This window comes from Streptomyces aureus (assembly GCF_001418135.1).
Classification (GTDB): domain Bacteria; phylum Actinomycetota; class Actinomycetes; order Streptomycetales; family Streptomycetaceae; genus Streptomyces; species Streptomyces aureus_A.
Map to the genome: position 1 here is coordinate 1 of NZ_LIPQ01000013.1, position 10,121 is coordinate 10,121.

The 10,121-nt window shown below is 71.9% G+C and carries 9 protein-coding genes and 1 pseudogene; 2 read left to right on the forward strand and 8 right to left on the reverse strand.

The annotated features are described in order from the left end of the window. The 6 genes from AOK00_RS01470 to AOK00_RS01495 form a co-directional block, all read right to left on the reverse strand. Positions 1–508: Dyp-type peroxidase domain-containing protein (locus AOK00_RS01470; RefSeq protein ID WP_173861485.1), on the reverse strand; the 508-nt coding region annotated here is incomplete at its 3' end. A gap of 3 nt (positions 509–511) precedes the next feature. Then, positions 512–2,518 (reverse strand): copper resistance protein CopC, encoded by a 2,007-nt coding sequence (locus tag AOK00_RS01475; protein ID WP_055598502.1) that lies wholly within the window; start codon positions 2,516–2,518, stop codon positions 512–514. Positions 2,519–2,563: 45 nt separating this feature from the next. Continuing rightward, positions 2,564–3,031 (reverse strand): copper chaperone PCu(A)C, encoded by a 468-nt coding sequence (locus AOK00_RS01480; protein WP_055598496.1) that lies wholly within the window; start codon positions 3,029–3,031, stop codon positions 2,564–2,566. Further along, positions 3,028–3,759, reverse strand: a complete 732-nt coding sequence (locus tag AOK00_RS01485) for an SCO family protein (protein ID WP_173861486.1) — start codon at positions 3,757–3,759, stop codon at positions 3,028–3,030. Before AOK00_RS01485 ends, AOK00_RS01480 begins: the two co-directional genes overlap by 4 nt. A gap of 47 nt (positions 3,760–3,806) precedes the next feature. Further along, complete coding sequence (locus AOK00_RS01490; protein ID WP_055598497.1) at positions 3,807–4,604, reverse strand: YcnI family copper-binding membrane protein; 798 nt, start codon at positions 4,602–4,604, stop codon at positions 3,807–3,809. 111 nt (positions 4,605–4,715) lie between these two features. Beyond that, complete coding sequence (locus AOK00_RS01495; RefSeq protein ID WP_055598498.1) at positions 4,716–5,507, reverse strand: hypothetical protein; 792 nt, start codon at positions 5,505–5,507, stop codon at positions 4,716–4,718. A 213-nt stretch (positions 5,508–5,720) separates the two neighbouring features. Here AOK00_RS01495 and AOK00_RS01500 point away from each other — a divergent pair, with 213 nt between their 5' ends. Continuing rightward, entirely contained in the window at positions 5,721–6,170 is a 450-nt protein-coding gene (locus AOK00_RS01500; protein ID WP_055598499.1) for an ATP-binding protein, read from the forward strand. Positions 6,171–6,279: 109 nt separating this feature from the next. On the opposite strand, the gene AOK00_RS01505 is transcribed toward AOK00_RS01500, so the two are convergent. Both AOK00_RS01505 and AOK00_RS01510 read right to left on the reverse strand, forming a co-directional pair. Next, a complete protein-coding gene (locus AOK00_RS01505; RefSeq protein WP_055598500.1) occupies positions 6,280–7,740 on the reverse strand; it encodes an aminopeptidase P family protein in 1,461 nt (486 codons plus the stop codon). Between the two features lie 139 nt (positions 7,741–7,879). Then, positions 7,880–9,331 carry a PP2C family protein-serine/threonine phosphatase gene (locus tag AOK00_RS01510; protein WP_079041779.1) on the reverse strand — a complete coding sequence of 484 codons (1,452 nt, stop codon included), beginning with the start codon at positions 9,329–9,331 and terminating at the stop codon, positions 7,880–7,882. Between the two features lie 565 nt (positions 9,332–9,896). Here AOK00_RS01510 and AOK00_RS01515 point away from each other — a divergent pair. After that, positions 9,897–10,121 (forward strand): annotated as a pseudogene (locus AOK00_RS01515) (bifunctional DNA primase/polymerase); the annotation flags it as partial.

Here is a 10,121-nt window from a genome sequence, read left to right on the forward strand (position 1 = left end):
CGTCCAGGGCGTCGGCCGAGAAGGCGGGCAGCGGGTCGAGCGCGGAGGGGCGGCGCGCGGTGAGCCCGGTCCGGTCGAAGAAGGTACGGCCGAAGCCGAAGGTGACCGTGAGGGAGGAGGGGCCCGCGTCGAGCGCCACTCCGGTGTCCCCGGCCGGCGTCTTGCCCGCCATCAGCGCCTTCGCCGTCACCGACCAGCGGCGCAGCAGGGCCATCGACTCCTTGTGACCGGCGCCCGGGGCGAGGTCGAAGGCGATCAGATGACCGCGGGACTGGAGGGGCGTGGTGATACCGGCCTGATGTTTCCCGTGAAACATCACCTCGGTCGCACCGACGGACGTCAGCGCCGGCGCGCCACCGGCTCCGGTCCCGGCGGTGTCGTCGCCCGACCCGGCCGCGGTGACCCCGACGCCACCGGCCGCGCCGATGACGAGTCCGGCGGCGCCCGCAGCGCCGACGGTGCCGAGCAGGCGCCGCCGGGAGATCTCAAGGTTGTCGTTCTCGGTCACGGGTCAGCCGATCTTCACGTTCTTCTCGATGGTGGTCTGGTCGATCTCGGAGGTACGGACGGTCACCTGGATCCGCCACTCGCCGGGCATCGGGATCTGGACGCCGCTCGCGCTCCAGTGTCCGGTCTGGATCCGGTCCGGGGCGACGGGCAGCGGGCCGACGTCCTTCGCCTCCAGGGTGAGGGCGACCTTGATCTCGGGGACGTCCAGCGGCTTGCCGTTGGGGCGCTCGACGAAGAGGTGGAGCGCGTTGGCGCCGGTGCGGCCCGGGTCGAGGCTGAGCCGGACGACGCCCTTGCCTTCGGTGCCGCCGGTGTCGAAGGGCAGCCGGATGTCGACGGGCCGGTCGGGCACGGCGGCCGGGCCGGAGGCGGCGGTGCCGCCCCGCGCCGCCTCCTCCTCGGTACGGCCGGGCTCGGTCGAGGTGAGGACGGTGGTGACGGCGAGGAGCACGACGGCGACGGCGGCCTCGGTCAGCACCGAGCGGCGCAGACCGGCCCGCTCGGGGTCGGCGTCCCGCTCCCGCTTGCGCCGCGCGGTGGCGACGGCGGCCCGCTGCCGGGCGAGCTGAGCGGCACGCTCGGGATCGGCGGCCTCGGCGGCCTCGGCGGTCCCCGTGACGTGGGTCGCGTCCGCCGATTCCCCGCCTTCAGCCTCGTCGGCCTCTTCGCTTTCGTCGGCCTCCGCCTCAGCCTCGGCCTTCGCCCCGGCCTCCGCCCCGGCCTCCGCCTTGGCCTCCGCCTGCTCGGCTTCCTCGGCCGAAGGCTTCGGGTCGGCGAGGCGTTGGGTCCAGCGGCGCGAGATCCAGGCGATGCCGATGAGGACGCACATCAGGCCGATCTTGACGAGCAGCAGCTGCCCGTAGCGGGTTCCGGTCAGCGCGGACCAGGAGCCCACCTGGCGCCAGGACTGATAGAGGCCCGTGGCCGCGAGGACGGCCACGGAGCCGAAGGCCACCTTGGAGAAGCGCTCGATCGCCGAGCGGTCGACGGACGGCGCCTTGTAGAGCGAGACGAGCAGCACCGTGAGACCGCCGAGCCAGGCGGCGACGGCCAGCAGGTGCAGGATGTCGACGGGCATGGCGATCCCGGGCTGGATACCGGTCGAGGCGTGCTCGGCCAGCGCCCAGGTGCCGGCGATGCCCGCGGCGACGACGGTGCCGCCGACGCCGAGCCCGAACGCGAGGTCCTTCTTCTCCTTCGGGTCGGTCCGCCGGGCGTAGGCGCCGAAGAGGACGGCCACGAAGAGCGCGGCCGCCCCGAGCAGCAGCAGCCGGGAGGTGAGCGCGGCGCCGGTCTTCGTCTCCAGGACGGCCTTCAGACCCGCCAGGTCGAAGGCGTCGGAGAGTTCACCGGAGCCGGTGTACGGGCTGCGCAGGAGCAGCATGACCAGGGTGGCGCCGGTGAGGGTCAGCCAGCCCCGGACCACGGTCTGCTGGACGGGCCGGACGCTCGCGCCGCGCGGCCAGCAGGCCAGGACGAAGGCGCCTCCGCCGACGAGGACGGCGAACCCGGCGTACGAGACGTAGCGCGCGATGCCGTAGAGAGTGCCGACGAGGCCGCCGCCGGCCGTCCGGTCGGGCAGGGCGACGGATGTCGTGGAGGGGGCGCCGATGGAGAAGGTGAAGGCGCCGGAGATGGGGTGGCTGTCGGCCGAGACCGTCTGCCAGGCCACGGTGTACGTGCCGTCGGGCAGTCCGGCCCTGAGCGCCACCCCGTAGCGGACGATCGAGCCGCTGCAGAGGTCGAGTATCTCGCCGGTGTCGGCCCGCCGGCCCGCCGGGTCGAGGACCCGGATCGAGTCGGCGCTCATGGCGACCTGTTCGGAGAAGGTGAGGTTGACCTCCTTGGGAGCGGTGGCGACCACCGCCCCGTCCTTCGGATCGCTTCCGGTCAGCGCCGCGTGCGCGGACGCGGGGGCGGCGCCGGCGAGCAGCGTGCCGAGCAGCGCGGCCGCGAGGATCAGCAGCCGGGCCAGGGCGGTACCGAGGCGCGGGGCGGTGGTTGTCATCTTCCGGTTCACTCCGTCAGTTCTGTGAGAACTCCGTCAACGCGCTCAGTGCTGCTGCGGGTTGTGGCCGGCGGCTTCGACGGGAAGGTCGACCTTGATCGGGTCGGACTTCTCGAAGTGGAGCTCGATGCCGACCTTCTCGCCCTGCTTGGGCTTCTTCTTCAGCTCCATGAACATGATGTGGTTGCCACCGCGGGCGAGCTTCAGCTCCCCGTTCGCGGGGATGTCGAAGGACTTCACCTCCCGCATCTTCTGGTCCTTCGTCTCGTGGATCGTGACGTCGTCCGAGATGGCGCTGGTGACCGAGGTGAGCTTGTCCGCGGTGCCGCTGTCGTTCTTGATGGTGAGGAAGCCGCCGGCCATGTCCATCACGGGCTGCGGCATGAACGCGCCGCTGACCTTCAGGTCGGGCTTCCCGTCCTCGGACGCTTCGGTCGAGGACGAACACCCGGTCAGTGCGAGCGCGGCGGCGAGCGCCACGGAGGCGGACAGGGTGGTGGTGCGGCGGTTCACGGGTTCTCCCCCTTGATGAGCTTCGGCAGATCCTTGGCGTAGTCGTCGATGCTCGTGTCCTCGCCGTACAGGACGTAGCCCTGGTCGGTCGTCGGCGAGAAGGCGATCACCTGTGCTCCGTGCATGGAGACGACCTTGCCGTTCTCCTTCTTCGGCGGGTCGATGCCGATGCCGATCTGCCGCGCCCCCGCCTGGATGGTGGAGAACGAGCCGGTGAGACCGGTGAAGGAGGGGTCGCCCGCGGCGGGCAGCCACTTGGCGAGCTCGGCCGGTGTGTCCCGCTCGGGGTCGGTGGTGACGAAGACGACCTGGAGCTTGTCCTGGTCGGCCTTGGGGAGCTGCTTCTTGGCGATGGCGATGTTGCTCATCGTCATGGGGCAGACGTCGGGGCAGTGCGTGTAGCCGAAGTAGATGAGCGTCGGCTTGCCCTTGGTCCGCTCCCGCAGGTCGTACTTCTGGCCCTTGGTGTCGGTGAGGACGAGTCCGGGCTTGGTGAACGGCCGGTCGAGGACGGTCGCGGCCTTGGTGGAGTCGTCGCCGCCGGAGACCACGGCGACCGAGCCCGAGCCGCCGGCCGAGGACGTGTCGTCGTTGCCGCCGAGGCCGACGGCCGCGGTGATGCCGATCGCGGCGACGATCGCGACCGCGGCGACGATCAGCGGGGTGCGGCGCCCGGGACGGGCGGGGCCGTCCCCGGGCTTCTGGGAGGGGGTCTTCTCTGCGGACATGCTGGTTCTTTCCGCTTCTTTCCGGGTTCTCTGGATGAGTGCGGCCGTCAGGCCGAGCGGCGGCGGCCGGCGAGGACACCGAACGCGACGCCGGCGATGCCGACGAGGATGCCGAGGACGCCGAGGATCCGGGCCGTGGTGTCGGAGGAGTCGGCGGCGGCCGTCTCCTTCTTCGCGTCGGCCTCGCCGTCGTGGCCGGCCTTCTCGTCGTGCCCGGCCTTCTCGTCCGCGGCCGGGGTCGAGGCAGAGGCGGACGGGGCGGCGCCACCGTGGTGGTCGGCGGAGGCGGCGGAGAGCTTCAGGACGGGGGCGGGGTTCTGCGGCTCCTCCGCGCCTTCCTTCTGCTCCTCGATCCAGCGCACGACCTCCTTGTTGTCGTACGTCTGGATCGCCTTGAGGACCAGCTGGTCGGCGTCCTCGGGCAGCCGGCCGAGGGAGAGCGGGAACTGCTGGAACTGGCCGGGGCCGATCTTCGAACCGTCGGCGGTCCACGTCACCTTGGAGACGGCCTCGTTGATCGTCTTGCCGTGCAGCTCCAGCGGCTTGCTGAGCTTGCTCTTGGTCACCTCGGCCTTCCAGCCGGGGACGGGCTGCGGCATGACGGAGGCGAGCGGGTGGTCGAGCGGGAAGTTGACCTCGACCTTCACGGTGGAGGCGTTGTCGCGCTCGTTCGGGACCTTGATGTTGACGGTCGCGTAGCCGCCCTTGGCGGCCTCGCCCTGCGGCTGCACGCTCACGTGCGCGAACGCCGTGCCGGACAGCAGGACGACGGAGGAGAGGGCGATGCCGCCGGCGAGGGCGACCCGGGTGGCGGAGACGCGGGAGGAGACACGGGAAACGGTCATGGCAGAAGACACTCCAGCTCGGAGGAACGCGAGGGAGTCCGGTGCGCCGGGGGACAGACCCTGGACCGGCGTGCGGACGAGCGCGGCCCCGCTCCCTGTGAGCGGTCCGCGTCAGGCTGCGAGAACGCAGTCGGCGGCCGGCGGGCCCCGCCTGATCAGCGTGTCCTTGAGCGCCTCGGCCACCGGTGGCGGCGAGGAGTCGAAGGCCGTACGGACCGTCCGCCGCGGCCCGGTGCCGGGTGCCGCCGCAAGGCCGTTGAGCAGCGCCCGTACGAGCCGGAGCGCGGCCCGCAGCGAGCGGACGAGGGCGCATTCGGCGAGCTCCGTCGCCCCCTGCTCGGAGAGTTCGACGAGACGGCCGAGGGCCCGGTCGCCGCGGCGCAGCAGCCAGCCCGTGGCCACGGCGGCCAGCAGGTGGCCGAGGAGCATGGGCAGACCGGGCAGCAGCTCGCCGGCGGGCGCGGTCGCCGTGGCGGCCGTGTGTCCGAGGTGGTGGGCGCCGGCGTGCGCGGTGGCCGGGTCGAGACCGGCGTCGCGGATGATCCTGGTGGCGTCGGCGGAGGTGAGGGACGAGGTCCCCGCGCCGCAGACGAGCCGTGCCGCCATCTGTACGAGGGCGTCGTCGCCCTGGGGGCTCAGGCCGAGCCGGCGCTGACCGAGACCGAAGAGGACGTGCAGCCCGAGCTGTCCGCCGGCGAGGGCGCCGACGACGAAGCCGAGCGAGCGTTCCCGTCCGGTGAAGAGGAGGGTGATGCCGAAGACGCCGAGGAAGCCGGCGAGCAGCGTCCACAGGGCGATGCCCGCACAGGCGGCGATGGCGTGCCCGAGCGCGGACAGCACGACGCAGACCGCGGTGAACACCGCGGCCCTCAGCAGCCGTGGAGCGAGCGCGGGGGCATTCATGGCGGGCCCATCATCGCACCACGGGCCCGACCGGTATGAGGCAGGTCCAGAAGGTCGTTCTTGGGGCTCTTGCGGGTCTTCGGGGTGACATACACCGGCGCACTGACCCGGTGCATCCGCCGATCGAGCGCTCTTGACGCGTCCGTGCGCTTACGAAGGGTTCTGTCCGGCAATAGGTATCGGTATGTCGAGCCGCTGCCGGGAGGCTGGAGCATGAGCATCTGGTGGTCACTCCATCTGCGGCGCGAAGCCGCGAGCGTGCCGCTCGCCCGAAGGCTTCTGTTGGGCACGATGGAGACGGCGGGTGTCGATCCCGACGTGTCGTACGACCTGTCGGTCGCGCTGACCGAGGCGTGCGCGAACGCGGTCGAACACGGTGGCGACGGGTCCGACGAGTCGGGTGCGGCCGGCCGGGCCTATCGGGTGACGGCGTACCTGGACGGCGAGACCTGCCGTATCGAGGTGGCGGACTCCGGCCCCGGTTTCCCCGGCGCCGAGCTGCCCGCCGCGCCGTCGGACGCCGAGCACGGCCGGGGGCTGCGGCTCATCGAGGAGCTCGCGGACCATGTGCAGTTCGGCAACCGGTCGGGCCGGGGTGGTGCGGTGGTCAGCTTCGACAAGATCCTGAAGTGGAAGGACAGCCCTTCCCTGCTCATGGCGTGAGCACACGGGTCCCACCGGTGGGGTGGGCCGCGCCCCTACGACGGCGGTACGGGGAAGGGCCCCCGCCGGTCGGTCGACGAGGGCCCTTCGGTTCCAACGTACGCGGAGGTCAGCCCTTCAGCGCGGCCATCCACGCCTCGACCTCGTCGGCGTGGCGCGGCAGCGCGTCCGAGAGGTTCCGGTTGCCGTCCTCGGTGACGAGGATGTCGTCCTCGATCCGGACGCCGATGCCGCGGTACTCCTCCGGCACGGTCAGGTCGTCGGCCTGGAAGTACAGACCCGGCTCGACGGTCAGGCACATGCCCGGCGCGAGGGTCGTGTCGACGTAGGCCTCGGTGCGCGCGGCGGCGCAGTCGTGGACGTCCATGCCGAGCATGTGGCCGGTGCCGTGCAGGGTCCAGCGGCGCTGGAGACCGAGCTCCAGGACGCGCTCGACCGGGCCCTCGACGAGGCCCCACTCGACGAGCTTCTCGGCGAGGACGCGCTGCGCGGCGTCGTGGAAGTCGCGGTAGGCGGCCCCGGGCTTCACCGCGGCGATGCCGGCCTCCTGCGCCTCGTACACGGCGTCGTAGATCTTGCGCTGGAGCTCGGTGTACCGGCCGTTGATCGGCAGGGTACGGGTGATGTCCGCGGTGTAGAGCTCCGTGGTCTCCACGCCGGCGTCGAGCAGCAGCAGGTCGCCGGAGCGGACGTCGCCGTCGTTGCGCACCCAGTGCAGGGTGGTGGCGTGCGGGCCGGCGGCGCAGATGGAGCCGTAGCCGATGTCGTTGCCCTCGACGCGGGCGCGGAGGAAGAAGGTTCCCTCGATGTAGCGCTCGCTGGTGGCCTCGGCCTTGTCGAGGACCTTGACGACGTCCTCGAAGCCGCGGGCGGTGGAGGCGCAGGCCTTCTCCAGCTCGGCGATCTCGAAGGAGTCCTTGATGAGACGGGCCTCGGAGAGGTAGACGCGGAGTTCCTCGTCGCGCTCGGCGGTGACCTTGTCGGTCAGCGCGGCCTCGATGCCGGCGTCGTGGCCGCGGACGTTGCGGACGGGGCCGGTGGCCTCGCGCAGCGCGTCGGCCAGCTCGCGGACGTCCTTCGCGGGGACGCCGAGGAGCTGCTCGGCCTCGGTGAGGGAGTGGCGGCGGCCGACCCACAGCTCGCCCTGGCCGTCGAGCCAGAACTCGCCGTTCTCACGGTCGGAGCGCGGCAGCAGGTAGATCGTCGCCTCGTGGCCGCTCTTCGTCGGCTCCAGGACGAGGACGCCGTCCTGGGTCTGGTCGCCGGTGAGGTACGCGTACTCGGTGGAGGCGCGGAAGGCGTACTCGGTGTCGTTCGACCGGGTCTTCAGCTTGCCGGCCGGGATCACCAGGCGCTCGCCCGGGAAGCGGGCGGAGAGCGCCGCGCGGCGCTCGGCGGTCTTGTCGGCCTGGGCGATCGGCTCCAGACCGCGCAGCTCGGTGTCGGCCCAGCCGGACTTCATGTTCTCGGCCAGCTCGTCGGAGACGCCCGGGTACAGGCCGTTCTTCCGCTGCTTGATCGCCTGTTCCTCAGTCTCTTCCGGGGTCTCCGGCGTGAGCTCCTCGGCCACGGGTCTGCCTCCTCTTGGTACGACACTGAACCCCCACCATCGTACGGTCGTACGGAAGGGGGCCCAGGGCCGGAAGACCCATTACCGGAATGTCACGCTCCGCTTATGTGTCCCCACACGGACGGCCGCCCCGTGCCGCTCAGTCGAAGCGGGCGGCGAGCAGGACCACGTCCTCCCCGTCCACGGCGGTGTCGAGACCCCCGGGCAGCACGGTCCGCAGGACGTGGTCGGCGACGGCGCCAGGGTCGCCCCGGTCCGCCTTCGGCACGCTCGACGCCGCCGCGTGGAGCCGCGCGAAAGCCCGGTCCATGGCGTCGCCGGTACGGCGCAGCAGCCCGTCGGTGTAGAGAAGCACCGTTTCTCCGGGCTCCGTGGACAACTCCACGCTCGGCGCCTCCCAGCAGGACAGCATCCCGAGCGGGGCCGAGAGCGAGGTCTCGACGAACTCGGTGCGCCGCTCCCCGATGACCAGCGGCGGCGCGTGCCCGGCGCCGGCGAGGACGATCCGGCGCCGCGACGGTTCGGCGTACGCGAAGAGCGCGGTCGCCGAGCGGGCCGGTTCGGTGAGCCGGAGCAGGAGCTCCAGGTCGGAGAGGACGGCGACGGGGTCCTCGCCCTCCATCACCGCGTACGCGCGCAGGGAGGCGCGCAGCCGCCCCATGGCGGCGAGTGCGCTCGGTCCGGTGCCGGAGACCGAGCCGACGGCGAGGCCGAGGGCGCCCTCGGGCAGCGGCAGCGCGTCGAACCAGTCGCCGCCGCCCCGGGAGCCGGTGCGGTGGCGGGCGGCCAGCTGGACCCCGGGGACGCGGGGGAGACGACTGGGGAGCAGCTCCTCGGCGATGGTGGCGACCTGCACGCGGGCGCGTTCGACCTGGAGGAGGCGGGCGAGGTGCTCGGTGGCGAAGCGGCCGTAGAGCCCGATGAGGTGGCGCTGGCGGTCGGTGGGCTCGGCGGGCTCGTCGTAGAGCCAGACGGCGGCACCGAGCCGGCCGGCCTCTTCGGTGGCGAGGGGGAGGGCGTAGCTGGCGGCGTAGCCGAGGCGGGCGGCGACCTCGCGGTGGCGCGGGTCGAGACCCTCTTCGGTACGGACGTCGCGGATGGCGATCGGATCGGGGACCCGCTCGGGGTGGACCGGATCGGGGAGGCCGTCGAGGAGGCGGCCGTAGCTGCTGGTGCCGCGCGGGACGGTCTCGATCGTGCCGAGGTCCGAGTGGGCGAGGCCGAGGCCGATGGTGGAGGCGGGGCCGAGCCCGTCGGCCGGTTCGAGGACGGCCATTCCGCGGCGGGCCCCGACGAGGGCGGCGCCGGCGCCGAGGACCTCGCGGAGGGCCTCGTCGAGGGAGGCGGTCCTGATGAGGCGCTCGGTGAGTTCGTGGAGGGTGGTGAGGTCGGAGACCCAGGCGGCCAGCCGGTCCTGGATCAGCGCTCCCGGTGGGGAGACCGGTTCGGAGGGTGCTGCCGCCGCGGGGACCCCGGGGAGGGGCGCCGTAGTGTGCGGGGGCCCGGGAACCGTGGAGTCGATTCCGGCCACTTTCGGCATCTGTGGGGCGCTCATGTCAGTCGGCTTTCCGACCGGTGCGTTTGACGCCATAGCATCGCAAACCCCCATGTCATTCTGAGCCGCTCGATGCATCCACATGTACACGCACAAGAGGAACGATGTCCAGCATTGTCCCCACGGGACTTGTGGTGTCCGTGAGGTCGTGCGAGAGGGTTGAAGTACCGGCGAAGTTGGCCGAAAATTGTCCTCGGTGTGCACCTTTTGCGGTCGACTGGCGTCGTTTGAAGGCGCGTCATTCCGAGCGTGCTGGGTACGTAATCGATGACAGGCAGGGGCAGTTGAAGCTGCCCCGGAACGCCACGCGGGACCCCGGCGTCCTACATGCCGCAGGCCGCAGCCCGTCACCGAGTGGCGGGGAACGTGTTCTGACCCGCCCCTGGTGCTGACCCGGCTCCACCTCGTTCTGACCTGGCTCCACCTGGTACTGACCCGCTCCATCCGGTTTCCACGTGGTTCCACCTGGTTCCGGCCCGGGCGGCCCCGCTCCGACAGGGGCCACCGTCCCGCCGACCCGGTACGCGCTGATACGCACGGTGAAGTGTCCTGCACATGGTGTGATGTGGATTCGGCGTTCAACGGAAAGGAACGAGCGCTCATGCGCGAGATCCTCGGAAGGCGACGCAGGCTCCGGTTCCGGCGCAAGGCGAGGACCGCCCGGCTCGACGCGGCGGTCACCTTCGCCGTCGAATGGGACTGGCCCGTCCTGCCGGGAGCGGGCCTGAGAGCGACGACCCGCACGTCCGCGGGAGCCGCCTGCTCCTGCCCCGACCCCGAGTGCGTGGTGCCCGGCGCGCACCCCTACGACCCCGGGCTGCTCGCG

Bases quoted from the DNA above. Each gene is read 5' to 3' on its own strand.
- AOK00_RS01510 (WP_079041779.1), bottom strand. From the start codon at position 9,331: ATGGCGTCAAACGCACCGGTCGGAAAGCCGACTGACATGAGCGCCCCA.
- AOK00_RS01475 (WP_055598502.1), bottom strand. From the start codon at position 2,518: ATGACAACCACCGCCCCGCGCCTCGGTACCGCCCTGGCCCGGCTGCTG.
- AOK00_RS01495 (WP_055598498.1), bottom strand. From the start codon at position 5,507: ATGAATGCCCCCGCGCTCGCTCCACGGCTGCTGAGGGCCGCGGTGTTC.
- AOK00_RS01485 (WP_173861486.1), bottom strand. From the start codon at position 3,759: ATGTCCGCAGAGAAGACCCCCTCCCAGAAGCCCGGGGACGGCCCCGCC.
- AOK00_RS01490 (WP_055598497.1), bottom strand. From the start codon at position 4,604: ATGACCGTTTCCCGTGTCTCCTCCCGCGTCTCCGCCACCCGGGTCGCC.
- AOK00_RS01500 (WP_055598499.1), top strand. From the start codon at position 5,721: ATGAGCATCTGGTGGTCACTCCATCTGCGGCGCGAAGCCGCGAGCGTG.